This window comes from uncultured Sutterella sp. (assembly GCF_937923675.1).
In the GTDB taxonomy this organism is placed as follows: domain Bacteria; phylum Pseudomonadota; class Gammaproteobacteria; order Burkholderiales; family Burkholderiaceae_F; genus Sutterella.
On sequence record NZ_CALDXB010000061.1, the window covers coordinates 53,942 to 77,489 of the forward strand.

Annotated in this window: 18 protein-coding genes and 1 tRNA gene; 12 read left to right on the top strand and 7 right to left on the bottom strand. The window is 61.8% G+C overall.

All coding sequences use genetic code 11. The features are described 5' to 3' along the window. Positions 1–198 precede the first annotated feature (198 nt). From rpoD to Q0106_RS07460, 5 genes are all read left to right on the top strand, one after another. Positions 199–2,895 carry an RNA polymerase sigma factor RpoD gene (rpoD, locus tag Q0106_RS07440; RefSeq protein ID WP_297611012.1) on the top strand — a complete coding sequence of 899 codons (2,697 nt, stop codon included), beginning with the start codon at positions 199–201 and terminating at the stop codon, positions 2,893–2,895. A gap of 493 nt (positions 2,896–3,388) precedes the next feature. Then, positions 3,389–5,704 carry a sigma-70 family RNA polymerase sigma factor gene (locus Q0106_RS07445; protein ID WP_297611015.1) on the top strand — a complete coding sequence of 772 codons (2,316 nt, stop codon included), beginning with the start codon at positions 3,389–3,391 and terminating at the stop codon, positions 5,702–5,704. A gap of 144 nt (positions 5,705–5,848) precedes the next feature. Beyond that, a tRNA-Ile gene (locus Q0106_RS07450) sits at positions 5,849–5,925 on the top strand. Positions 5,926–6,058: 133 nt separating this feature from the next. Beyond that, the gene (locus tag Q0106_RS07455) at positions 6,059–7,477 is read left to right on the top strand and encodes a DEAD/DEAH box helicase (RefSeq protein WP_297611018.1); all 1,419 of its coding nucleotides are present in this window, start codon (positions 6,059–6,061) and stop codon (positions 7,475–7,477) included. A 168-nt stretch (positions 7,478–7,645) separates the two neighbouring features. Then, positions 7,646–8,140, top strand: a complete 495-nt coding sequence (locus tag Q0106_RS07460) for a prolyl-tRNA synthetase associated domain-containing protein (RefSeq protein WP_297611020.1) — start codon at positions 7,646–7,648, stop codon at positions 8,138–8,140. A gap of 103 nt (positions 8,141–8,243) precedes the next feature. On the opposite strand, the gene Q0106_RS07465 is transcribed toward Q0106_RS07460, so the two are convergent. Further along, complete coding sequence (locus tag Q0106_RS07465; RefSeq protein WP_297611023.1) at positions 8,244–9,776, bottom strand: DASS family sodium-coupled anion symporter; 1,533 nt, start codon at positions 9,774–9,776, stop codon at positions 8,244–8,246. Between the two features lie 742 nt (positions 9,777–10,518). On the opposite strand from Q0106_RS07465, the gene Q0106_RS07470 reads away from it, so the two are divergent. Then, entirely contained in the window at positions 10,519–10,791 is a 273-nt protein-coding gene (locus Q0106_RS07470; protein ID WP_139688709.1) for an AbrB/MazE/SpoVT family DNA-binding domain-containing protein, read from the top strand. A gap of 97 nt (positions 10,792–10,888) precedes the next feature. Here Q0106_RS07470 and Q0106_RS07475 read toward each other — a convergent pair whose 3' ends face one another. Both Q0106_RS07475 and ompR read right to left on the bottom strand, forming a co-directional pair. Then, positions 10,889–12,262 carry an ATP-binding protein gene (locus Q0106_RS07475; RefSeq protein WP_297611027.1) on the bottom strand — a complete coding sequence of 458 codons (1,374 nt, stop codon included), beginning with the start codon at positions 12,260–12,262 and terminating at the stop codon, positions 10,889–10,891. 224 nt (positions 12,263–12,486) lie between these two features. Next, positions 12,487–13,209, bottom strand: coding sequence for a two-component system response regulator OmpR (ompR, locus tag Q0106_RS07480; RefSeq protein ID WP_297611030.1), 723 nt, complete (start codon positions 13,207–13,209; stop codon positions 12,487–12,489). Between the two features lie 481 nt (positions 13,210–13,690). Here ompR and Q0106_RS07485 point away from each other — a divergent pair, with 481 nt between their 5' ends. The 6 genes from Q0106_RS07485 to panF all read left to right on the top strand — a co-directional run bounded on the left by Q0106_RS07485 (position 13,691) and on the right by panF (position 18,567). Next, on the top strand, positions 13,691–14,191 hold the full coding sequence (locus Q0106_RS07485) for a hypothetical protein (protein WP_297611032.1): 501 nt from the start codon (positions 13,691–13,693) through the stop codon (positions 14,189–14,191). A gap of 148 nt (positions 14,192–14,339) precedes the next feature. Further along, positions 14,340–15,077 carry a tRNA (adenosine(37)-N6)-threonylcarbamoyltransferase complex dimerization subunit type 1 TsaB gene (gene tsaB, locus Q0106_RS07490; protein WP_297611036.1) on the top strand — a complete coding sequence of 246 codons (738 nt, stop codon included), beginning with the start codon at positions 14,340–14,342 and terminating at the stop codon, positions 15,075–15,077. Then, positions 15,074–15,568 (top strand): ribosomal protein S18-alanine N-acetyltransferase, encoded by a 495-nt coding sequence (rimI, locus tag Q0106_RS07495; protein WP_297611039.1) that lies wholly within the window; start codon positions 15,074–15,076, stop codon positions 15,566–15,568. The genes tsaB and rimI overlap by 4 nt, the downstream gene beginning before the upstream one ends. Beyond that, positions 15,565–16,479 carry a uracil-DNA glycosylase gene (locus Q0106_RS07500; RefSeq protein ID WP_297611043.1) on the top strand — a complete coding sequence of 305 codons (915 nt, stop codon included), beginning with the start codon at positions 15,565–15,567 and terminating at the stop codon, positions 16,477–16,479. The genes rimI and Q0106_RS07500 overlap by 4 nt, the downstream gene beginning before the upstream one ends. Before the next feature lie 223 nt (positions 16,480–16,702). Continuing rightward, on the top strand, positions 16,703–17,053 hold the full coding sequence (locus tag Q0106_RS07505; RefSeq protein ID WP_297611046.1) for a YhdT family protein: 351 nt from the start codon (positions 16,703–16,705) through the stop codon (positions 17,051–17,053). After that, positions 17,050–18,567 (top strand): sodium/pantothenate symporter, encoded by a 1,518-nt coding sequence (gene panF, locus Q0106_RS07510; protein ID WP_297611049.1) that lies wholly within the window; start codon positions 17,050–17,052, stop codon positions 18,565–18,567. The genes Q0106_RS07505 and panF overlap by 4 nt, the downstream gene beginning before the upstream one ends. Before the next feature lie 91 nt (positions 18,568–18,658). Here panF and trpA read toward each other — a convergent pair whose 3' ends face one another. From trpA to trpD, 4 genes are read right to left on the bottom strand one after another with little or no spacing between them, the layout of a single operon-like run. Continuing rightward, positions 18,659–19,486 (bottom strand): tryptophan synthase subunit alpha, encoded by an 828-nt coding sequence (gene trpA, locus Q0106_RS07515; RefSeq protein WP_297611052.1) that lies wholly within the window; start codon positions 19,484–19,486, stop codon positions 18,659–18,661. Between the two features lie 51 nt (positions 19,487–19,537). After that, positions 19,538–20,770 carry a tryptophan synthase subunit beta gene (gene trpB / locus Q0106_RS07520; RefSeq protein ID WP_297611055.1) on the bottom strand — a complete coding sequence of 411 codons (1,233 nt, stop codon included), beginning with the start codon at positions 20,768–20,770 and terminating at the stop codon, positions 19,538–19,540. 46 nt (positions 20,771–20,816) lie between these two features. Next, positions 20,817–22,400: a bifunctional indole-3-glycerol-phosphate synthase TrpC/phosphoribosylanthranilate isomerase TrpF gene (gene trpCF / locus Q0106_RS07525; protein WP_297611058.1), complete on the bottom strand. Its 1,584-nt coding sequence runs from the start codon at positions 22,398–22,400 to the stop codon at positions 20,817–20,819. Then, positions 22,397–23,455 carry an anthranilate phosphoribosyltransferase gene (trpD, locus tag Q0106_RS07530; protein ID WP_297611061.1) on the bottom strand — a complete coding sequence of 353 codons (1,059 nt, stop codon included), beginning with the start codon at positions 23,453–23,455 and terminating at the stop codon, positions 22,397–22,399. Before trpD ends, trpCF begins: the two co-directional genes overlap by 4 nt. Positions 23,456–23,548: the final 93 nt, after the last annotated feature.

A 23,548-nucleotide genomic window follows, 5' to 3' on the forward strand; every position in this document is an offset into this window, starting at 1 on the left:
ATCTGAGCTCTCCGCGTCAGGACTGCATTTGTAAATGGCAGCTTCGGGATCCTCCGGCTTCGAGGGAAGCACAGATTTTCCCCGGAGACGGCTGCGCACTACAGACCGTCCTCTCTGAAGGAGGCTTCGGACGGGCGGCCTGTCTCACTTCTGCGGCAAGCAAAGCTTTGATGCCGCGAAGGGCCTGAGGAGAGGTACATGGCGGTGGCTAAAAAGGCAAAGAAGGATGTCGCTGCGGATGCAGCGATCGACACGAGCTCGAAGAAGCACGGCAAGAAGAAAACCAAGGCGCCGGCGCAGCTCGAGACCTCGGGCCTTACGCTGTCCATTGAGTCTGTTGAAGCGGAAAAGCCCCGCGCTCCTGCCCGGCTGAGAAAGTCCGCCAAGAAGAAGACGGCGGTCGAAGAAGCGGCGTCCGCTGAAGTCGAGGCCGTTGAGGCTGAGCCTCAGGCTCCTCTCGAAGAAAAGGCAGAAAACGCACCCGCTCCGGAAAAAAAGACAGCCTCCCGCAAAAAAACGGCGAAGGCAAAGGACGCCTCAGCGTCTGAGGAAGCTCCGGCGCCCGCAAAGAAAACCCGCAAGCCGCGCGCAAAGAAGGCTTCGGAAGAAGCCGCGGCTGCCGCTGAAGCGGAAGCCGGGAATTCTGATGAAGGCGAGGCGGAAGAGAAGCCCGCCAGGGCTTCGAAGGCCAAAAAGACTGCCAAGGCGGCAAAGGCGCCGAAGAAGGCGGCTGCGAAGAAGAAAACGTCGAAGAAGGCGAAGAAGTCCGAAGATGCGGACGAATTCGCCGACGACGGCGGCATCGTCGACGTCATTGACGACGATGACGGGAGCGGCGACTACGAGGACATCCCGGACCTCGAGGACGTTGCCGACGTTGAGGACGTTGAAGACATCGAGCCCGAGGACGATGACGGCGAGGATGCCGCAGAGTCCCGCGACGGCGCCGAACCTGAACCCGAAACCGGTGCGCCGGGCGAAGGCGCCCCGAAGAAGGTGCGCCGCACGAAGAAGTCGCGCGCGGCGCGCGACAAGGCGCTCCTTGAAGCCATGCAGCACGGCTACGGCGCTCAGGAGGAGTCGAAGGAGGACCGCCGCTCGCGGCTTCTGAAGCTCATCACGCTCGGCAAGGAACGCGGCTACGTTACCTACAGCGAAATCAACGACAACATTCCCAATACGCTTCTCGACGAAGATGCGATCGAAACGATCGTAAGCATTCTCGGGAACCTCAACATCGCCGTGCACGAGGTTGCTCCCGATGAGGAGCAGCTCCTCATTCAGGGCGCGGGCGAAGCGGTGAGCGACGAGGATGCGGAAGCCGAGGCCGAAGCCGCGCTCTCGACCGTTGAGAGCGAATTCGGCCGCACGACCGATCCGGTGCGCATCTACATGCGCGAGATGGGTTCGGTGGAGCTTCTTTCGCGCCAGGGCGAAATTGAGATCAGCAAGCGCATTGAGGACGGCCTCAAGCACATGGTGCTCGCCATTGCGCGCTGTCCGGTCACCGTGCGCGAGATTCTCGAGAGCGCCGAGCGCATCCGGTCGGGGGCGGCGGCGATCGACGAGATCGTCGACGGCATCGTTTCGCCCGACGATCAGAAGAACGTGCTCGGGAGCCACGAGGACGAGACCGACATGGGCGCTTCGGCCATGACCGTGGGGCAGCTTGAGGAACTGAAGGAAAAGAGCCTTCAGATCTTCGACAAGGTGGGCGAGCACTTCCATGCGCTCGTGCGCGCCTTCGACGACAAGGGTCCGAAGGCCCCTGAACTCGAGTCCCTCAAGGATTCGATCCAGCAGGAGCTCATGAGCATCCGCTTTACGGCGAAGACTGCCGACAGGCTCTGCGAGTCGCTTCGCCGAACGATCGGCGACGTGCGCGCGAGCGAGCGTGCCGTCTACGACGAATACGTCCGCAAGATCGGCATCCCTCGCGACTGGTTCCTCGCCAACTTCATTCCGAACGCCACCCGCATCGGCTGGGTGGACGACGTGGCGGCGGCCTTCCCGGCGAAGGCTCAGGCCGTGCTTCACGTGCGCGCCAATGTTGAGGAGGAGCAGCGGCACCTGGCGGAGCTCGAAAGGTCCTCGCACATGACGGTCGACGAGCTCCTTGAAACCTACAAGCAGATGGCGACGGGCGAGGCGAAGGCGAGAAACGCCAAGCGCGAGATGACGGAAGCCAATCTCCGTCTCGTCATCTCCATCGCGAAGAAGTACACGAACAGGGGACTGCAGTTCCTCGACCTCATTCAGGAAGGCAATGTCGGCCTCATGAAGGCGGTCGACAAGTTCGAATACCGCCGCGGCTACAAGTTCTCGACCTATGCGACCTGGTGGATCCGTCAGGCGATCACGCGCAGCATTGCCGACCAGGCCCGCACGATCCGCATTCCGGTTCACATGATCGAGACCATCAACCGCATGAACCGCATCACGCGCCAGGAACTTCAGGAAACCGGCGTGGAGCCCGACAGCCGCAGGCTTTCGGAACTGATGGAAATGCCCGAGGACAAGATCCTCAAGATCATGAAGATCGCGAAGGAGCCGATTTCGATGGAGACGCCGATCGGCGACGACGACGATTCGCATCTCGGCGACTTCCTCGAGGATACGCAGACGGTGGCGCCCGCTGAGGCGGTGCAGAATTCGAGCCTTTCGGAAACGGTCCGGCAGGTGCTCGACAGCCTTTCGCCGCGCGAAGCGAAGGTTCTGCGCATGCGCTTCGGCATTGAAATGCAGTCCGACCATACGCTCGAGGAGGTGGGCAAGCAGTTCGACGTGACGCGCGAGCGCATCCGCCAGATCGAAACGAAGGCGCTTCGCAAGCTTCGTCATCCGAGCCGCGCCGATAAGCTCAAGAGCTTCGTCGAGGGTGAGGGAAAGGACTGAGAAAGTCCGGAAAAAAAGTTGAAAAACTGAAGGGTGCGGGTTATCCTGTCCACCCTTTTGCCGCGGCCCGATCTCTTTTGCGAAAAGAGATTTCCGGGAATGCCGGCACCGCCGGAACGCACGGAGGAAGAACGAATCCGCCCGGCAGCCGAAGCGCTGCTGCGGGGATCGCTGGCGCGGAATTTTGATCCGCTTGAATGTGCGCTTTGGGTGGTTCCGGTTCTGCGGAATGCTTTTCGGGGTCAGCAGAGGCTGATCAGAACGGAAGCGCGGCGAGGGACGAGCCGGAGGCCTGAGGCTTTCTGTTCGAGGAGACAGTTTGAATGAATGAAGCTCTGCGGCTGCATGCGCGCCATGCGGCCGGGGGCTTTTTTTCGTCTTCGATGAATCTCCCGGGCAATCCGGCAACCGCGAACGCTATTGACAGGATTTCGCCCGACGCGCGGGCTCTGTTCGCTTCATGCGGGCAGCGGCTGCGCCGAGGAAGAGCACTATGGGCAAGACGACAAAGAAGACGACTGCGGACAACGCGGATGAAGCCGTGATCGAGACGCCGGCCAAGGCTGCGGATCCGGCTGAGAAGGCTGAGGATGCGAAGGCTCTGAAGCCCGCCAAGGCTCGGAGAACGAAGAAGGCGGATGCCGACAAGGCTGCCGGCTCCGAGAAGGAAAAGCCTGCGAAGCGCAAGAAGAAGGGTGAGGCTGAAGCGTCTGACGACGCGGAAAAGCCCGCCAAGGCGAAGAAGGCCAAGAAGGAAAAGGCCGAGAAGCCCAAGAAGGCGAAGGCCTCGAAGAAGGCTGCCGCCGCTCAGGAAGAGGATTCGGACGAAAACGAATTTGCCGATGACGTCGATTCGATCGATCCGGACGATCTCGCAGAAGCCGACGACATTTCCGTTGACGATTCGGACGAGGATGCCGCTGAGGTTGATGCCTGGCAGGAAGGAAAGGTTCCCGAGGATGAGGCCGGCGCTGACGGCGACGGCGTCCGCGAGTCGGGCACCCAGCCCAAGAACGGCTACGGCGAACTCGTGCGCCTCGGCCGCACCCGCGGCTGGGTGACGCTCGCCGACATCAACGACTATCTCCCCGAAAGCGCGCTGCGCACTTCGGAAAACCTCCAGGAAGTGACCGAGCAGCTCGGCCGCCTCGGCATTCAGGTCTTTGAAACCCCGCCCGATGAGGACGACATCCTCATCAACGGCATGGGCGGCGACACGGGCGACGACATCGACGAAGACGATGCCGCCGTGATGCTTACGCCCGAAGAGTCTGCCGGCCTCTCGAAGGATCCGCTGCGCGCGTATCTGAGGGGTGTGGGTTCCCACAAGCTCCTTACCCGTGCGGGCGAAATCGAGGTTGCGAAGTCGATCGAACAGTTCACGATCCGTCTCGTTTCGACGATCGTGCAGTACCCGAGCGCGGTGGAGGAAATCCTGCGCCTGGGAGAAGTGCTTCGCGACGAAAATACCGCGGTCGACACGGTGGTGGACGGCTTCAACGACGCCGCTCAGAAAGCGAGCGAGACGGCCGACTCCACGAACGGCGACGAGATCGCTACCGACATCGGCGCCGCCGCCATGACGGTCGACCAGCTCTCCGAAATGCGCGAGCGCGTGCTCTCGCTCTTTGACGCCGCCCGCGGCGCCCTCGAGCGCGTGCGCGCGAACTACGGCGATCCGGCGCACGTGCGCGCCTACAGGAGCGCCCTCAAGGACATGTCGGATGCGCTGTCGCCCATCCGCTTCTCCGTGAAGCTCGTCACGCAGATTACGGACCACATCGGCTCGCACATGGACGAGGTGAACGACACTCTGAAGAAGATGCGCCTCACGCTCGTCAATCAGTGCCGCATGCCGCAGAAGGATGCCGTTGATCTCCTGAAGAGCGACGAAGTGACGGATCCCGCCTGCTTCGACCGCATTGCGGGGCTCGACAAGCCCTGGTCGAAGGGCGTTGCGCACTCGATCGCCATTCTGAAGGAAGAGCAGGACGTTCTGATCCGCGCTGAGAAGAACGGTCTTCTGAAGCTTTCCGAGCAGCGCGAGCTCGGCCGCGCCATGAAGCTCGCCCAGACGAACCTCATGCAGGCGAAGGCAAAGATGATTGAGGCGAATCTGCGCCTCGTCATTTCGATTGCCAAGGGCTACGTGAACCGCGGCCTCGCGATGACCGACCTGATTCAGGAAGGCAATCTCGGCCTCATGAAGGCGGTCGACAAGTTCGAATACCGCCGCGGCTACAAGTTCTCGACCTACGCCACCTGGTGGGTGCGCCAGTCCGTTACCCGCGCGGTTGCGGATTTCGGCAATACGATCCGCATCCCGGTGCATATGACCGAGTCCTACAACAAGCTGCGCCGCCAGAAGCAGAAGTTCCTGCAGCAGCACGGCCGTCAGCCGACCGAGCAGGAGCTCGCGGAGCTTGCCGACCTGCCGCTTCAGAAGGTGCTTCTCCTCACGCAGGCGATGCGCGGCGTTGAATCGATCGATGCGCCGATCGGCGACGAAGAGGACGCGACGAAGCTCGACTTCGTGAAGGGCGACGAGCACGACGATCCGGGCATTGCCTTCCAGGATCAGTCGATGGTCGAGTGCATTCAGAAGTCCCTGAATGAGCTCACCCCGCGCGAAGCCCAGGTGCTGCGCCTTCGCTACGGCATCGGCACGAATCAGGACCATACGCTCGAGGAAGTGGGCCGCACGCTCGGCCTCACGCGCGAGCGCGTGCGCCAGATCGAGTCGGCGGCGATCAGAAAGCTCCGCACGCCGGACTTCACGGAACGTCTGCGCGACTACCTCTCGAACTGATGTCCGGGATCTGAGCCGCTCATAAGCAACGCCCTGATGCATGAGAACGTGCCTCAGGGCGTTTTTATCTCCTCGAACGGGGTTGCGGAGTTTCCTCCCGTCCTGATTCTCGGGTAGAATCCTCCTCTTTCATGAATGCATGGCGGGCCTGTAGCCAAGTTGGTTAAGGCACCGGACTCATAATCCGGCTATCCTGGGTTCAAGTCCCAGCGGGCCTACCAGATCTTCCTTTCCGGACGATGCCGCACTCGAATTCCCGGACGAGCCGCGCATCAGCCCGTTCAAACAAGGGCCGGATCAGCTGCCCTGCGGTTGATTTTCCCTTCGTCTTCTTCTCCCCTCTTGAATTTTCGGATGTCTTCCTTCGAACAGTTCGGTCTTGATCCCCGCATTCTTTCCGCCATTCAAAGCATGGGCTACAGCTCGCCCACGCCGATTCAGGAGCAGGCGATTCCTGTCGTCCTGATGGGCGGCGACGTGATGGGGGCGGCGCAGACCGGTACCGGGAAGACCGCAGGCTTCGGCCTCCCGCTGATTCAGAGAATTCTCCCGAAGGCCAATACGTCAATGTCGCCTGCGCGCCATCCGGTGCGCGCGCTCGTGCTGACGCCGACCCGCGAGCTTGCCGACCAGGTGTCGGAAAACCTCGTTGCCTATTCAAAGGACACGCCGCTCCGTGCGGGCGTTGTTTACGGCGGCGTCGACATCCGTCCGCAGGCGGAGATGCTCAGAAGAGGCGTTGAAATCCTCACCGCCACGCCGGGGCGCCTCCTTGATCATGTCGAACAGAAGGCCGTCAACCTCTCTCAGGTTGAAATCGTGGTGCTCGACGAAGCGGACCGCATGCTTGATATGGGGTTTCTCCCCGACATCTCGCGCATCCTGAAGCTTCTTCCGGCCAACCGACAGAGCCTTCTCTTCTCGGCGACCTTCTCGCCCGAAATCAAGAAGCTCGCGAAGAACTTCCTCAAGCCCAATCCCCGCGTGATTGAGGTGGCGCGCGAGAACTCAACGGCGGAAACCGTTACTCAGGAACTCTTCACGGTTTCAGACCGCGAAAAGACGGACGTCCTCATCGACATGCTGAAGACGCGCGGTCCGGAGGGAGGCCCCCTCACGCAGGTCCTCGTCTTCGTGAACGCGAAGATCACCTGCCGGCGCCTTGCCCGCACGCTCGAGCGCGTCGGAATCAATGCCGACGCCATTCACGGCGATAAGACGCAGGAAGAGCGCCAGGTGGCGCTCGAAGGCTTCCGCACGGGCGCGATCCACGTCCTCGTTGCAACGGACGTTGCCGCCCGCGGCCTCGACATCAAGGAACTTCCCTTTGTCATCAACTACGACGTTCCCTACAGCGCCGAAGACTACGTGCACCGCATCGGCCGCACGGGCCGCGCGGGTTCCAAGGGCGTCGCCACGATGCTTGCCACGCCCGAGGACAAGCGTCTCGTTGAGGCTATCGAAGCGCTTACGAAGCAGACCTTCAAGCCGATCGCCATCTCTCCGATGCCGAGAAACCGCAGAAATGCGATGTCGCGCCGCCGCGATCAGGGGTACGTCGAGCGCGTCGATACGCCCGAGGACGAGCGTCTTGCACGCGAGCGCGCCCGCGCCTACGTGCCGCCTGCTCAGCGCCACCGCGATCCGATTTTCGACATGCCCTACATCGAGCGCAACCCCGGCACCACGAAGAAGGCGGATGAGCCCCTCTACCTCGAGCGCCGTGAAAAGCGCCGCCCGGTTGCCGCGCTCCTTGGCGGCACGGGCCATTGACGAATAGACGCTGTCGCTTAAAAATCCCTGGAAGGATTCAGTCCACCAGGGATTTTTGCTGTCTGGTGCTGTCTGCGGCGAGCGGAAGCCGAAAATTGCCCGGGTTGCGGAGAGGCTTTGTCTGGTGCGGGGCTTTTCCGGATTTTTTCTACGAGGAGAGTCAACGAGATGCAAAAGCCCGAAGAGAGGATTGAGGAGAAGCTCCGTGAACTCGGAATTCCCTACGAGCGGCACGATCATGCGCCCATTATGACGGTCGAGGAAGGTCGGGTGCTTGCGCGCGAGTACGGCTCCTTCTGCATGAAGAATCTCTTTCTCACGACGAAAAAACGCTTCTACCTCCTCATGATGCCGTCGGAAAAGAGCTTCTCTTCCAAAGCGCTCGCGAAGCAATTGGGCTGCGGGCACATCTCCTTCGGGAGCCCGGAGAAGCTTGCCGAATGCCTGCAGACCTATCCGGGCGCCGTGACGTGCCTCGGACTCCTCTTTGACGAGAAGAAACAGGTTGAGGTTTTGGTCGACAAGGACCTGCTCGAGGTGCCTTTCGTCGACGCGCACCCCTGCAGCAACGCGGCGACTCTCAAGCTCGCCATGAAGGACATTCTTGAAGTCTGGCTTCCGGCAACGGGACACGCCGAATGGAAAGGAGTGGAGATCGAGTGACGCTTCTGCGCGAGCGCGGACAGCACGAAGAGTACGAAAAAAGACCGGCAGGATGGCTCCCGCCGGTCTTTTTTTTACTCAGGTCTGGCTGAATGGGTTCCGATTACATCGGGATCAGTCCGCGGCCGAGGAAATAGCTGCAGCCGACGCCGATGATGACGGCGATGATGTTGAGCCAGATGCCGGCCTTCACCATGTCGGCGATCTTCAAGCGCCCCGTGCCGAAGACGATCGCGTTCGGAGGCGTGCCCACCGGCATCATGAAGGCGCACGAGCAGGCGATGACCATCGCGAAGAGCGGCGCTTCAGGATTGATGTTGAGGCTTTCGGAAGCTGCTGCCACCACAGGCATCATCGTTGCAGCGAGAGCCGTATTCGACGTGACTTCAGAGACGAAGGTGATCACGGTGGAAATGCCCGTCATGAAGGCGAGGTCGCTCACGCCCTGGAAGACGGAGGCCTGGGCGCCGATGAGGGCCGCGACGCCCGTCGACTGAATCGCCGCCGCCATCGAGAGGCCGCCGCCGAAGAGGAGGAGCACGTCCCAGGCAACCACATCCTTGGCGCTGTTCCAGTCGAGCGCGTGGATGCCGCGCTTGGCGTCAACCGGAATCATGAAGAGAAGGATGCCTGCGCCCATGGCGATGAGTTCGTCGGAGAGGGGCTTCAGGGGCCTTGCGCCGTTGATTTCAAGGCCGCGCAGAACCGGACCGAACATCCAGAGGACAGCTGCGAGCACGAAGATCACGAGAACGATCTTTTCGCCGCGCGAAAGGGGTCCGAGCTTTCTCAGTTCGCCCTTGATCCATTCACGGCCGCCGGGGATGCCTTCCATGTTGACGGGGAAGAGGAAGCGCGTGAGAAGGAAGTAGGTCGCGGGAAGGAGGAGAAGCGTCACGGGAAGCGCCACCTTCATCCAGCCGAGGAAGGAAACCTGCACGTGATAGGTGTCTTCAACGAAGCGCGCGAAGATGCCGTTGGGGGGCGAACCCACGAGGGTCGCCATGCCGCCGATCGAGGCCGCATAGGCAATGGAGAGAAGCACGCAGACGGCGAAATTTCTCTCGTCCTTCGAGATTTCCGGGCTCGTCTGGGTGGAGCGGATGACGCCCATCACGGCCACGGCAATCGGCACCATCATGGCTGCCGTTGCGGAATTGGAAACCCAGGCCGAAAGGAAGGCCGTGGAGATCATGAGACCGAAAATCATCTGCTTCGGCTTCGTGCCGAAGAGCGAAATCGTCACGAGCGCAATGCGCCGGTCAAGGTGCCAGCGATGAATCGCCGCAGCGATGAGGAAGCCGCCGAGGAAGAGGAAGATCGTTCCCGAGGCATAGTGGCGCATCGTGTTGACGGGAGTTGCAATATCCAGAAGCGGATAAAGCAGAATCGGCAGCATCGCCGTCACGGCAATCGGCAGCGCTTCACTGAACCACCAGATGGCCATCAGGGTCGTGACTGCCGCACAGGCCTTGCCGGCGTGGCCGAACTCGACCACCTTGCCTGCCGTATTGACGAAGCTGTCGGGCAGGAGAAAGTAGACGAGGATGGCGAGCACAGGCCCCAGAATAAACGCCCAGATCTTGGTCGAATTCGAAACGGCATCAACCGAGACCGATGAGGTTTGGAGTGGCATGGTTGTCGCTCCTTGATAAAAGTCAAAGGGAGGAAAAATCCTTTACGTGCCATCAGAATATACGCTGGACGCGAGTTCTGCTTTGGGGGAATTGAGGTGCTTTAGGGAGAAAAAGAGGGAAATTGCAGGGGAATGATGTCATTTTCACATTAGCGCATTGATTTCACTGGAGATCCGACAGAGTTAAGTCGTGTGGAGTAAGGTAGTTGCCGTAGCGGATCAATGGGATGCATCCTTCTTCAGGCTTGCTTTTCCGCATAAATAGCTATAGCGTTAACCCTCACAGCATCATGAACGGAAAGGAAAGCGTTTCTTTTCCCGATGCCGGGAGCCGGATCAGCAGATTCTGATTCAAACGCTCCCGGAATTCCCCGCAGACTCGAGCGGGGAACCCAAGCACAATGCCGGGTCCCTCCCGGTCTGTGCGAGTTGCGCCCAATTCCCTGCGGGGGAAACACATCATTATTCGGGCATAGGCAACAGGGGTTCAGAATCTGAACCCATCCGTGATGTCTTGGTCGCCGGAAGGCTTTTCATTCTCTTTGAGTACGCCGTCATTCCCTTCTGAGGGAACAGGCCGCAATGCACCCAAAAGGATTTGAGGCGTTCCGACTGACGGCGAGTGAGGGTGGGAGCGCCCGCGGCGTGCAAAGGAGGCACGCGAATGCTCCGGGCTGGATTTCGTTTCGAATTGCCGCGCCCAGGCAAGGGGCCTGAAGACGGCTAAAGAGGAGCAACGGTCATGGCGACGCATCGTCTCACCATCAAGGGTCAGGTCACAATCCCCAAGGAAATTCGCGATTATCTCGGTCTCGCAGAAGGCAATTCGAGCGTGGATTTCTCCATTGCGCCTGACGGTACAGTTGTTGTTAAAAAAGCAGGCGAAGCGGCTCACGCTTCGAGTCTGCGCACTCGCGCCCAGCGTGCTGCCCGTTCGGTGCAGCAGGCATGTTCGGGCCGCAGCCGCGAAATGAACCGCGGCGGAGTGCTTGCCCTTCTCGCCGGAGGCTTCTGACGGAAGCCTGCGCAAACGGGCGGAAAAAGAATTGAGAAAAGCCCGGACGAGCATGAACTCTTCCGGGCTTTCTTTACGACTCTCTTTCTTTGCGGCTTCAGGATTTCTTCTGGTCTTCCGCTGCTGAAGGCGGCACGAGGCCTTCTTCCTTCGCGAGCTTCTGCGCCGCCTTGTCCTGTTCCTTGAGCGCCTTCTTCAGGGTGGAAGGCTGGAGAACCGGGAAGTTGACGAGCACGAGGAGCCCGTGGGGATCAGCGTCCGCAAGCTCGACGGAGCCGCCGGAGCGCTTCACGATGCGGTCGACGATGGCGAGTCCGAGGCCGGATCCCGTAACGCCCGAGCGCGCAGATTCGCCGCGCTCGAAGGGCCGCATCACGCGGGCGCGCTGGTCTTCCGGGAGTCCCTTACCCTGGTCGGCAACGGCAAGCGTTGCCGTCCTTCCGTCGGGGCTCTTCGTGAGCGTCATCGAGAGCCTCAGAATGCCGTCGTCGCTTCTGCCGTAGCGCTGGGCATTGACGATGAGGTTCTGAATGGCGCGCGAGAGCTCAAGCGGATGCGCCATGACGAAGATGTCGTCGGGGAGCTTTTCCGCCGTGAGTTCCACGGAAGAATCGGTCTCAATGCGGGCATTGTGGATGGCGGCCGTCACGGCTTCGCCGAAATTCACCATCACCTGGTCTTCGTTTGTGCGGCGCGCATAGGCGAGGAACTGGTTGACGATGTTTTCCATCTGCTCGAGGTCGCTCACCATGGCTTCGCGGGAGTCTCCGGGAAGGTCGGCGAGCTCTACCTCGAGGCGAAGACGCGTGATCGGGGTGCGCAGGTCGTGCGAGACGCCGGCGAGAAGGAGCTCGCGGTCGGCTTCCATATGACCGAGATCCTCCACCATGCGGTTGAAGCTCACGTTGACCGCCTGAATTTCAGACGTGCTGGCATCCTCCGGAAGGGGTTCGGGCTTCTTCCCCTGACTGATTTCGCGCGCGAATGCCGAAAGTCTTGCGAGCGGCTGCACGACGTGGCGTGCGAGGAGCGTGGCGCCGAAGAGGGACGCAATGCCCGCTGCGAGCGCCCACCAGAGCCAGGTGGTGCCGTACGGAGGATCGAGCACGTCGTCCTTCGTCTGGAGCCAGTAGGTGTCGCCGTCGATGTCGAAGGTGACCCAGAGGCCGTCGTTGCCGTTGACGCGCGTGGCGAGAATGGTGTCGGGACCGAGCGAGGTCTTCACGAGCTGATCAATGAGCCCGTTGTAGCCTTCGCCTGAAATGCGAAAGATTTTGTCGGTGGGGTCGCGCGGGGAAATAAGAACCCCTTCGCGCGCCGCGAGCGTCTTCAGAAGATCCACGCGGTAGAGGGGATCGGCGGTGACGAGCGCGTACTTGGTGAGATTCACCGTCGAGACGATGTGCTGCGCAACGCCCTGCGAATAAGGGAGTTCGGAGAGCACGCGGAAGCTCTGCAGCCATCCGATCACGGAGAAGAAGAGGAGTCCGCAGAGAAGGAGAAACGTCCGCCAGAAAAGACTCGGACGGCTCGTTTTGAGTTGTGAGATCCAGGACACGGCAGAAGGAGAGAAGAATGAGTTCGGGCTCGGGAGCCGCCGATATCAGAAGAAGGAACAAAAGGCAAAAAGGACGCACGGACTTCTTTTGAGACCGTACGTCCTCTTTTTGTAAACGGGCGTCGTTGAAATGTCAATCAGGCGTGGCCGTCCGGAATGAAGACGTAGCCGAGGCCCCAGACGGTCTGGAGATAGCGGGGCTTCGAGGGATCGGGTTCGAGGAGCTTTCTCAGGCGCGAAACCTGAACGTCGAGCGAGCGGTCGAAGGCTTCGTATTCGCGGCCGCGGGCCATTTCCATGAGCTTGTCGCGCGAGAGCGGCTGGCGCGGATGGCGGGCAAAGGCCTTGAGCACGGCGAATTCGCCGGTGGTGAGCGGAACCACCTCGCCGTTCTTCTTGAGAACGCGCGTGCCGAGGTCGAGCTCGAAGTCGCCGAAGCGGACGACTTCATTCTCGAGCGAGGGCGCGCCCGGCGCGTCCTGACGCGGACGGCGGCGCAGCACCGCGTGAATGCGGGCGAGAAGCTCGCGGGGATTGAAGGGCTTGCCGAGGTAGTCGTCGGCGCCGAGCTCCAGACCCAGAATGCGGTCGACGTCCTCGCCGCGGGCCGTGAGCATGATGATCGGGGTCGTGTCCTTTTCGGAGCGCAGGCGCTTCAGAATGGCAAGACCGTCTTCGCCCGGCATCATGAGGTCGAGAATGAGAACGTCGAAGTGCTCGCGCACCCAGAGACGCTTCATCGCCTCGCCGTTTTCGCTCACAAAGACCGTGAAGCCGTTTTCGCCGAGATACCTGCGCAGAAGATCACGCAGACGGGGGTCATCGTCGACGACAAGAATCTTGGGGGTGCGTTCAACCATTTGTTCGCTCCTGATGGCGAGGAAGGAAGCGGCAGGCGAGCTTCTCGCTGCGGACTTCCCAATGAATTTCGATGCTTCAATTGTTTCACCTTATTCCCCGCTTCGTCACCCTCGGGCAATTCGATGTTACAAATACGCGCTCAAAGATACATGACGGGCAATTTCCGCTGAAATTGCAGCTGAAGTCAGTTTTCTTCAGGGGTAAATGTAAATGCGGCGCTTCATGAGAGTGAACTTTTATCGCTCAATGCGACTTGAAATGACGCTTTGAGCGGCAAGGAAGGCGTTTTTCCTCAGGAAAGCGCGCTCACGAGCGGCAATGTTCTGTCACGGTTTACTAATTCTTGGCGCAAATCGGAGAGATTCCCCCTGATATATTGAAATTCGACAGAGACCCCCGGAGGGGACTCCGCGAGCACCGCGCTTACTCTAGGAAAGCGCCTGCGTCCGGGCTTTCCTCCTTTCTTTGAGACTTTATTTCATGGTTAGTCGTTACTGTTCTCCAGTTCTCGCGCTTGCAGCCTGCCTTGCGGCAGGGCCGGCCTTTGCGGCCGAGCTTACGGATGAGCCGCTCGGTACCGTGGCGGGCGTCCCTCAGGCGAAGGACTGCGGGACTGCGGAGGCGCCTTGCGTGCAGCTCTGGGGCAGCATGTCCGCTGAAGAACGCGCAAGGCTCTGGCCGTTTCTCGATGAGTCCTCAAAGCTCTCCTACTGGCGCGGCATGACGCCCGAAGAGAGAAAGAGCCTCAGAATGTGTCTTTCCGAACGCGACCGCGAAGCCCTTCGCCGGCGCTTCTCGTTCGACGCGAGGAACGGCCGCGAACTCGTTCGCCCGAAGCTCTGCGGCGAAGAGCGCCGCCTGATGCGCGAGCAGATCATGGAAGTGCACATGCAGTTCAGACGCGCGCACGGCGCGCATGACGGCTCGGCGCAGCCCCTGCCGCCTCCCGCCGCCCGCGGACCGCATCATTCGGAACGGTGATTCGCCGCTCCCGACTGAGCGCAGAAAATTCTTCATAAAGAGCCGGATCTTTTCTGAGAAGACCCGGCTTTTTTCGCTCTTTCGCTCTTTCGCCCTCTCGTATAATCTGAACTTCCTATATTTCATGCCGAGAAGAGGCGTCTTTTTTATGTCCGGATCCTTACCTCTGATCCTTGCGCTCGATACCGCGCAGGAAGATTGTGCAGCGGCGCTCCTTAAAGGGACCGAGCTGATCGGCAGTCGGGTGGAGACGGTCGGAAGCCGTCACAGCGAGATCATTCTTCCGATGATCCGCGATCTTCTGAAGGACGCCGGGGTCGAAAAGACGGACTTGAGCCTCATTGCCTTCGGCGCCGGTCCGGGATCCTTTACCGGTCTTCGTGTCGCCTGCGGCGTGGCGCAGGGGCTTGCCTGGGCGCTCGAATGCATGACGGCGCCGGTTTCGAGCCTTGAAGCGCAGGCCGAGTGGCTGAGAGATTCCGAACACCTCCCCGCCGGAGAGGTCATTGCGGTCCTGAACGACGCCCGCATGCATGAATGCTACGGCGGCGTCTGGCGCGTGCCGGAGGATCCTTCGGCACGGCTCGAACTTCTCGCGGGCCCGGAAATCGCGGCGCCCGCGGATGCGGCGGCGTTTCTCGCGCGCTTCGGCGCCGGTCATCTGATCGGGAGCGCCGAACTCGTCTACGGCGACGAAATGGCGCTTTCCGAGACGCTTCATCACACGGCGAGCAGAAGCTCGCGCCCGGAAGCCATCGGCCGCATTGCGGCAATGATGCTTGACGCAGGCGAAGTGGTTCGCCCTGAGCTCGCGGCTCCCGTCTACGTCCGCAACCGCGTCGCGCTCACCATGGCTGAACGCGCCCGCGGCGAGAGGCTTCAATGAAGGGGGAATTCACCGCAATCCGCCCGATGAGGGCGGAGGATGCCCCAGAACTCGCCCGCCTCGAGGCGCTCGTTGAGGCTTCTCCCTGGAGCGAAAGGAATTTTCTCGACTCGCTTCAGGCAGGGCACCTTGGCTACGTCCTCGAAAAAGAGGGCAGGATTGCCGCCTGGTCCGTCGTCATGACGGTGCTCGATGAATCCGAACTCCTCATCATCGGCGTTCGTCCCGACCTGCAGCGGCAGGGGCTCGCCTCCCGTCTCCTTTCCTTCGTGCTCGGCGAGCTTCACGGCAAAACGGTTCTCATGAATCTCGAGGTCCGGGCGGGAAATCTTCCCGCCATCGGGCTCTATAAGCGCTTCGGCTTCCTTCAGACCGGGATCCGTCGCGGATACTATCCGGGAGAAAAAGGAGCGGGCCGCGAGGATGCGCTTCTCATGACCCTTTCGCCGATTCCCGCGGGGAACGACAAGGCCGACGGGAGCGCATCATGAGCTTTACCCGCGAAGACTGCGAACTGATTGAAGCGATGGGGCTCGGCCCCGTCTGGCTTCTGAGAGAAACGGAGGATCCGTTTCTCCCTGAACTCGGCACGCTCGTGAGGGAACTCCGGGAGCCCGCGGCATCCGCTCGTCCTCAGACGGGTGCAGCGGCTCAGAAGCCTGCGGGCGGCGCGCCCGTCAGACCCGCCCCTCGGGCGACTGCGCCTCAGGCGGCTCAGGCGCCTCAGACGCCGGCGGAACCCGTTCAGACCGCGCACATGGGAATGCCCGAGGCGCTTGCGGAACAGATCCGCGCGGCCGGCTGGGAAGAACTCAGAACGCTCGCCAATGCCTGCAGGCTCTGCTCCATGGCGTCGAGCCGTCAGCACGTGGTCTTTTCCGACGGCGATCCGGGTCCCGGTCTCGTCATTGTGGGCGAAGCTCCGGGAGCGGAGGAAGACCTTCAGGGCATACCCTTTGTTGGAAAGTCCGGGCAGCTTCTCACCTCGATGCTCGAGTCCCTAAATATCGTGCGCAAAAAGGACGTCGTCATTCTCAATGTCCTCAAGTGCCGCCCGCCCATGAACCGCAATCCCGAACCCGAGGAAATCACCTGCTGCGGGCATTATCTCGAGCGCCAGCTCGAGATTCTTGCGCCGAAGGTGCTCCTTCTTGCCGGCCGCTTTGCAGTCGGATCGCTTCTGAAGCTCGAGGGGAATTTCTCGATCGGGCGGCAGCGCGGACGCGTTCATCAGGTGACGATCGGAGGGAAAACCGTACCGGCAATCGTCACGTATCACCCGTCCTATCTGCTCCGCTCGCCCCTTGAAAAAGCAAAGTCCTGGGATGATCTGCTCCTTCTCAAGGGCGCCATGCGGGATGCCGGCATACTGCCTCCCGAAAAGGAAAAGCGCTGGAACTAAGCCTCCGGCGGCCGGGCGCAGGGAGCTCGGTGCGGGCATTTTGGTGCAGGATTCTTGAGATATCCTCGCCCGTACGGACTAGGCTTCATGAACATGATTGCGGGGCGTCTTCGCTTTTAGGTGCTCCTACAATGTACAATGTTTACCTTTTAAATTAAAGGATTTATCGGGATCCGAGAGCTCTCCGTGAAGCGCTCCCGGATTCTGCGGTCCTGAGCGAGAGATGTCTGATATTCAAAATAGGGCGGCCGGCCCGGCAGAAAGGAATCCTGTCGAAAGCGCTCCTCAAGCGCAATACGATGAAGCGCTCCGGGCCTGCTCGCGCGAAGCGGCGGCGACCCTCGCGGCAGCCGTCGCCGTGACGGTCTTTTTCTGGGGGACGCTTTATCTCTCAGCCTCAAGCAAGGCGCTTTTCTGGGGCTTCCCGCTCTGGTTCATGATTGCCGTGCCCGGGGGCTACCTCTTTTCCATCGTCGCGGTGGTCTGGATCGTGAGGCGTTATTTCCGGGATATTCCGCTCGACATCACGCCTGATGACGCGGGGGAAGTCAAAGCGAACGAAGGAGCGAAATGATGACGGACACCATGCTCATCTTCATTCCTCTGATCCTTTTCTTCCTCGTTCTCGTCTTCACGATGCTCTGGACGGAGCGTACGCGCAGTCGCAGGTTTGAGGCGGGACGCGCCTTCAGCGGGGAATTTTTTCTGGGAAGCCGTTCTCTCTCGGGATTCGTGCTGGCAATGACCCTTATTGCCACATACGGCTCCGTCTCTTCCTTCGTCTCCGGTCCGGGCATCGCCTGGAAGCTCGGCCTCGGCTGGGTGGTCTTCGCCGCCCCGCAGATCATTGCGGGCTTCTTCATCCTCGGCCTTTTCGGGAAGAAGATGGCGATCGTCTCGCGCGCCTGCGGCGCGATTACGGTGACGGGGCTCATCGACAAGCGCTTCAGAAGCCCGGCACTCTCCGTCATCCTCTCGATTGCGCTCCTCGTCTTCTTCACCGCCATGATGACGGGACAGTTCATCGGTGGCGCGGCCATCTTTTCCGAAGCGGCCGGCATTACGCCTGAAGCGGGGCTCTTTCTCTTCGGCGCGCTCACGGTTTTCTACACCGCCTTCGGCGGCTTCCGGGCGGTTGCCTGGACCGACACGGTCTGCGCAATTCTGATGTTGGTCGGCATGGTGATGCTCGGGAGCTCCGTCATTCACGAGGCCGGAGGCCTTGAGCTCGCAATGGAGCGCGTAGCTGCGGCGGGCTTGAGCGACCCCGCCGCCGGCGCGGCAGCGAGCACGATGCTTACTCCCAATGCGGGCGGGGCGCTGCCGTGGTCGCTTCTCTTTTCGGCCTGGGTGCTCGTCGGCTTCGGCACGGCGGGGCTCCCGCAGTCGGCGGTCCGCTGCATGAGCTACCGGACCTCGGGCGACCTTCACCGCGCGATGATCGTGAGCACGATCGTCTGCGGCGCCCTGATGGTGGGCGTAACCACGATCGGCGTTCTCGCGCGCGGCGTTCCCGGGCTTGAATTGGGCGGCGCCTCAACGGATCATCTGATTCCGCGCCTCATTGCGCAGCACATGACCCCGCTTGAAGCGGGCGTCACGCTGATCGGGCCGCTCGCCGCCACCATGTCGACGGTGAGCTCGCTCCTCATTGCCGCGTCGGCGGCCGTGGTGAAGGATCTCCTCATCGCCATGCGGCCGGAATTTGAAGAGAAATCCCGGGCGCTTCTTCTTTTCTCGCGCGGCACGACGCTCGTCCTCGGCATCGCGGCCATGCTCTTTGCGCTCCACCCCATTGATCTTGTGGCCTGGATCAACATGGGCGCTTTCGGAGGGCTCGAGCTCGCCTTCCTCCTTCCGCTCGCGGGCGGTCTCTACTGGAGGCGCGCAACGGCCGCAGGATGCCTCATTTCGATCGTCGCGGGCTTTGCCGTCTACGCCTGGGCGCTTCTCATGAAGCCCGACCTCGGTGGATTTCATGCGATCGTTCCCGCCTTTGCCGTTGAAGTGCTCGTCTTTGTCGCCGTGAGCCTCGTGACGCGCGACAAGTCGAATCCCGACCTCCGCTATTTCTTCCCGCAGCGTTGAGGAAGATCCGGGCTCTCCGGGATCCTCCATAAGGAAAGAGGCGCATTCCGTCATGGTGATGCGCTTCTTTCCATTGGTCCTTCCGAATTTCTCAGGAGAGCCGGGCTGCCGCCTTCATCTCCTTCACGAATGCGCGAAGGGAAGCGAGCATTTTTCCCTTATCCCCGAGGTTTTCCGCAATGATCTTCGTGACGGCTGACCCCGCAATGGCGCCGTCGGCGCCCGATTTGACCGCGGCCGCGACATGTTCCGGCCGGGAAATGCCGAAGCCGAGAAGAAGAGGCGCGGAGTGCGCAGCACGGAGCGCTTCGACCTCATCGAGCTGCGGCATCTCGGCCGCGCGGTCCGTGCCGGTAATGCCGGTGCGGGAGAGGAGATAGACGTAGCCTTTGGAGCGTTCGGCAACCTTCCTGAGGAGCTCAGGCGACGCCTTCGGAGGGGCAATCGCAACGAGGGAGACGCCGGCGGCCGCGGCGGCCTCATCCCATTCGGGCTCGCGCTCGCGCATCGAGATGGGTACGTCCGGAATCAGCACGGCGTCGGCTCCGGCGGCATGAACGGCCCTGAAGAAGTTGTCGATCCCAGGGGCCGTCACGAGATTCACGTAAAGCATGAGGCTGATGGGGAGCTCCGGGTGCGCCCCGCGGACGCTCTTCACGATCGCAAGGCACTTTTCCGTGGTGGATCCGGCTTCAAGCGCCCGTCCGGCGGAAGCTTCGATCACGGGACCGTCCGCACAGGGATCGGAAAAGGGAATGCCGAGTTCGAGCGCATCGGCGCCGCCCTCAATCAGCGCTTCAATAACCTCGCGCGAGGTTTCGGGATCCGGGTCGCAGAGGTTCACGAAGGGAACGAAGGCGCCTTCGCGGCGGGCGCGAAGCCTTTCAAAGAGTTTCTGAAAACGATTGGGCTCAGTCATTTTGGGTGTATCCGGCAGCAGTTGAGATTTAGGTTTCTTTGGAGAGGCGCCTTATTTGAGAAGCGCTTCGGCGGCATCGGGCGAAAGCTTTCCGTTCGCAAAGAGCCCTTCCTCCTCGAGCCGGGCGCTCACCTGGAAGATGTCCTTGTCGCCGCGTCCGGAGAGATTCACGATGAGCTTCTGCTCCTTCCCGGGATTTTCGCGGGCGAGCTTCAGTGCATAGGCAAGCGCATGGGCGCTTTCCAACGCCGGGATGATGCCTTCGCGGCGCGAGAGCTCAATAAAGGCCGAGAGGGCTTCGCGGTCGGTGGCGCTCACGTACTTTGCGCGCCCCGTTTCCATGAGGTAGGCGTGTTCGGGGCCTACCGACGGGAAGTCGAGGCCGGCCGAGATGGAGAAGGATTCCTCGATCTGCCCTTCAGGCGTCTGCATGTTGTAGGAGCGGGCGCCGAAGAAGATGCCGGGCGTTCCCTTTTCAAGCGTCGCGCCGTGAAAGGCCGTCTCAAGGCCCTTGCCCGCGGGTTCGACGCCGAAGAGCTTCACGTCCCTGAAGGGCACGAAGTCCGTAAAGATGCCGATCGCGTTCGAGCCGCCTCCGACGCAGGCAATGACGGCGTCGGGCAGCCCGCCCTCGAATTCCGCGAACTGTCTGCAGGCCTCCTCGCCGATCACCTTCTGGAATTCGCGCACGATGGTGGGGAAGGGATGCGGACCCGCAGCGGTGCCGAGCATGTAGTGCGTGTCATGGAAGCTCCCGGCCCAGTCGCGAAGCGCCGCGTTGCAGGCTTCCTTCAGGGTGCCGCGGCCGGCCGTCACAGGCACGACCTCTGCGCCCATGAGCTCCATGCGAAAGACATTGGGCTTCTGGCGCTCGACGTCCTTCGCGCCCATGTAGACGCGGCACTTGAAGCCGAGGAGTGCGCAGGCGAGCGCCGTGGCGACGCCGTGCTGGCCCGCGCCCGTTTCCGCAATGATGCGGGTCTTGCCCATCCGGCGGGCGAGGAGCGCCTGGCCGAGCACCTGGTTGGTCTTGTGAGCGCCCCCGTGCATGAGGTCCTCGCGCTTGAGGTAGATCGTCGTCTTTGTTCCCTGCGTGAGGTTGCGGCAGCGCGTAAGCGGCGTCGGGCGGCCGCCGTAGTTGACGAGGAGATCAGCGAGCTCGCGCTGAAAGGCGGGATCCTTCTGAGCTTCAATGAAGGCGTCCTCGAGCTGATCCAGGGCCGGAATCAGAACTTCCGGAACGAACTGACCGCCGAAACGGCCGAAATAGGGGTTGAGCTTCATGGCGAAATCCGTTTGAGAAAAGTTTGCGTAGTAAGTTCTGTTTTTTTTAGCTGCGGATGCCCCGGATGGCGCCGAAGGCGTCGCGAAGCTTCCCGTTGGACTTGATGCCGGGCGCGTCCTCGACGCCGGAATTGAAGTCGAGGCCGAAGAAGTTCTCTCCGAAGGCGTGGGCAGCCTGAGCTGCGTTGGCTTCGGAGAGCCCTCCCGCAATGACGATCCGGGGAATGTCCCGGAAACTGGCGAGGAGCGAAAAATCAAAGGATCTTCCGGTGCCGCCGGTCTGACCGGCAGAAGCGCTGTCGAGCACCGCCCGGTCGATGGTCTGTTCCTTAATCAATTGCCCGATGCGGCGCGCGAGCGAGTCGAGTTGGTCCCGAGAGAGCCCTTCGGGGCTCACGGCAGGAGCGAGCCGGAGCGCCGGGAAGGCTGCATGAAGCGCTCTCAATGCGTCGTCGGAAAGAGCGCCGTGAATCTGCAGGACTTCGGGTTCGAGGGCAGCCGCAATGGCGGAGACCTCGCCCGACTGAGCCGCATCGATGACGGCGGCGATTTCGGCGGAAAGTCCGAGCTCCCGGGCGCTCCGGCGGATCTCCTTCACGAGCCTCCCGGCTTGATCCAGCGTCACCGCGCGCCTTGATCTCGGAGTGAGAATGATGCCGATCGAGGAGGCGCCGGCCTTCAGAGCGTTCAGGGCGTCTTCGGCGCGCGTGATGCCGCAGCACTTTGAGTGACCGTAGAGAAGTTCGCGGACGCCCGTCGAGAGGTCGCCTGCAAGCGAAAGCGCCGACCCGCAGAGAAAGGCGTTGATGGCAGGCGACTCGGCGCGCGCTTTCAGAATGTCGGCGGCATTCCGGTAGCCCGATTCCGCAACGATGACGGGGCTCCCCGGGATCTCTTCGGCAATGGCCGGGGCCCTCCCGAGGTCGACCTCGAGCGTGCGTAGATTGCGGTTGTTGATGCCGATCACGCGGGCGCCGAACTCAGCGGCATGCCGGGCTTCTTCCGGGGTGGAGGCTTCCGTGAGAATTTCGAGCCCGAGCGAGTGAGCGTAGTCCGCGAGCAGCCGGTAGCCCTCGTCCGAGAGGACGGAGAGCATGAGGAGAACGGCATCGGCTCCCGAACGGAAGGCGGCGAGGATCTGCTCCCGGCTCACGATGAAGTCCTTCGCAAGAAGCGGCTTGTCCGTGAGAAGCCGGAGCGCGGCGAGGCGCTCGAAGGAGCCTCCGAAGAACCGGGGCTCCGTGAGGACGGAAACCGCATCGGCATAGCGTCCGTACACATTCGCGTAATCGTTGAGGTCCACGGTCCCGCGCATGAGGCCTTTCGAGGGAGACGCGGCCTTCACTTCGAGCATCATGCGGCTTCCCTCCCGGCGAAGCGCTGCCTCGAAGCACCCGGTGCGCGGCGTTTGGAGGCCCGCTTTCTGAAAGAGCGCCCCGCGCTCGTTCCGGGCTCTGGCTTCTTCGTCAGCCGAGGCGTGAGGGAGCGCATGCGCCCGTTCAGAGGCCGCCGAAACGATGGGCGCAAGAACGGTACCGTCGATTTTTGCGGGGGCGATGAACGGGTTTCTGCGGGCCGCTTCAGCGACGCGACCCGGCAGTGGACGGGAAAAGCGCGCTTCAGTCATCATGCGGCCTTTCGGGCGGAAGCTTCGCCGAGGGCCTTTCGATGGGCTTCGGCAAAAGCCTGGTGGGCTTCGAGGGTTTTCAGGCCGCAGCCGAGCGCGATCCCGTGGCGGGCCATGGCGAGCGCTTCAGGGAGCGTCTTCGCGCGGTGGCCGAGAAGAAGCAGGAGCGAGAGGTTCGCGGCGATGAAGTCCTTCTGCGCTTTGGTGCCGCGGCCAGAGAGGAGCGCGAGCGTGATTTCGGCGTTGTCGGCCGGATCACCGCCCTGAAGGTCTTCGAGCGCATGGGGCTCCACAATGCCGAAATCCTGGGGCGTGAAGCGGCGGCGGATGAGTTCGCCCGATTCCGTGAGTTCGACCGCATCCGTATCGGCGTGGACCGCGACTTCATCGAGGCCGCCCCCGTGAACCACGAAGGCGCGCTTCATGCCGAGCTCGCGAAGCGTCGCGGCGACCGTCTCAAGAAGCGCAGGATCGTAAACGCCGATCAGGGCGTAGTCGGGGCGGGCCGGATTCGTGAGGGGCCCGAGGATGTTGAAAATCGTGCGGGTGCGAAGGCTCGCGCGCACGGGGCCCGCAAAGCGCATGGCCGGGTGGTAGAGCTGCGCAAAGCAGAAGCAGAAGCCCGTGCGGGCAAGGAGTTCGCTGCTTTCGTCCGGGGTCGGGCGGATGTCGACCCCAAGCGCATTCAGAAGGTCGGAAGCGCCGCTCTTTGACGACACGCCGCGGTTGCCGTGCTTCGCGATGTGCAGACCCATGCCGGCCGCAATGAGCGCGGTCGTTGTGGAGACGTTGATGGTCTGAGCGCCGTCGCCGCCGGTGCCGACGATTTCTCCGATCTCGAAGCCGCGGGGACGCGGGAAGCGCGTGGCGGCATTCACCATGGCGTTGGCGGCGCCCTCGATTTCCTCGGGCGTTTCGCCTTTCATCTTGAGGGCGGTGAGGCAGGCGGCGAGCTGCGCGGCATCGAGCTTGCCCTCGAAAATCTGAGCAAAGAGCGCGCGGGCATCCTCACGGGAAAGATTATGGCGGGCGGCGAGGGTTTCAAAATAGGACTGCATGACGGACTCCGAAAGAGATGAAAAAGCAGAAAAAAGGGAGAAAATCGGGGATTAGGGCGAAGGCGGGGCTAACTGCCCATCGGCCATCGGAAA

What these genes read in the sequence shown, in the direction of transcription:
- rpoD (WP_297611012.1), top strand. Translation starts at nt 199, where the DNA reads ATGGCGGTGGCTAAAAAGGCAAAGAAGGATGTCGCTGCGGATGCAGCG.
- Q0106_RS07445 (WP_297611015.1), top strand. Translation starts at nt 3,389, where the DNA reads ATGGGCAAGACGACAAAGAAGACGACTGCGGACAACGCGGATGAAGCC.
- Q0106_RS07455 (WP_297611018.1), top strand. Translation starts at nt 6,059, where the DNA reads ATGTCTTCCTTCGAACAGTTCGGTCTTGATCCCCGCATTCTTTCCGCC.
- Q0106_RS07460 (WP_297611020.1), top strand. Translation starts at nt 7,646, where the DNA reads ATGCAAAAGCCCGAAGAGAGGATTGAGGAGAAGCTCCGTGAACTCGGA.
- Q0106_RS07465 (WP_297611023.1), bottom strand. Translation starts at nt 9,776, where the DNA reads ATGCCACTCCAAACCTCATCGGTCTCGGTTGATGCCGTTTCGAATTCG.
- Q0106_RS07470 (WP_139688709.1), top strand. Translation starts at nt 10,519, where the DNA reads ATGGCGACGCATCGTCTCACCATCAAGGGTCAGGTCACAATCCCCAAG.
- ompR (WP_297611030.1), bottom strand. Translation starts at nt 13,209, where the DNA reads ATGGTTGAACGCACCCCCAAGATTCTTGTCGTCGACGATGACCCCCGT.
- Q0106_RS07485 (WP_297611032.1), top strand. Translation starts at nt 13,691, where the DNA reads ATGGTTAGTCGTTACTGTTCTCCAGTTCTCGCGCTTGCAGCCTGCCTT.
- tsaB (WP_297611036.1), top strand. Translation starts at nt 14,340, where the DNA reads ATGTCCGGATCCTTACCTCTGATCCTTGCGCTCGATACCGCGCAGGAA.
- rimI (WP_297611039.1), top strand. Translation starts at nt 15,074, where the DNA reads ATGAAGGGGGAATTCACCGCAATCCGCCCGATGAGGGCGGAGGATGCC.
- Q0106_RS07500 (WP_297611043.1), top strand. Translation starts at nt 15,565, where the DNA reads ATGAGCTTTACCCGCGAAGACTGCGAACTGATTGAAGCGATGGGGCTC.
- Q0106_RS07505 (WP_297611046.1), top strand. Translation starts at nt 16,703, where the DNA reads ATGTCTGATATTCAAAATAGGGCGGCCGGCCCGGCAGAAAGGAATCCT.
- panF (WP_297611049.1), top strand. Translation starts at nt 17,050, where the DNA reads ATGATGACGGACACCATGCTCATCTTCATTCCTCTGATCCTTTTCTTC.
- trpA (WP_297611052.1), bottom strand. Translation starts at nt 19,486, where the DNA reads ATGACTGAGCCCAATCGTTTTCAGAAACTCTTTGAAAGGCTTCGCGCC.
- trpB (WP_297611055.1), bottom strand. Translation starts at nt 20,770, where the DNA reads ATGAAGCTCAACCCCTATTTCGGCCGTTTCGGCGGTCAGTTCGTTCCG.
- trpCF (WP_297611058.1), bottom strand. Translation starts at nt 22,400, where the DNA reads ATGATGACTGAAGCGCGCTTTTCCCGTCCACTGCCGGGTCGCGTCGCT.
- trpD (WP_297611061.1), bottom strand. Translation starts at nt 23,455, where the DNA reads ATGCAGTCCTATTTTGAAACCCTCGCCGCCCGCCATAATCTTTCCCGT.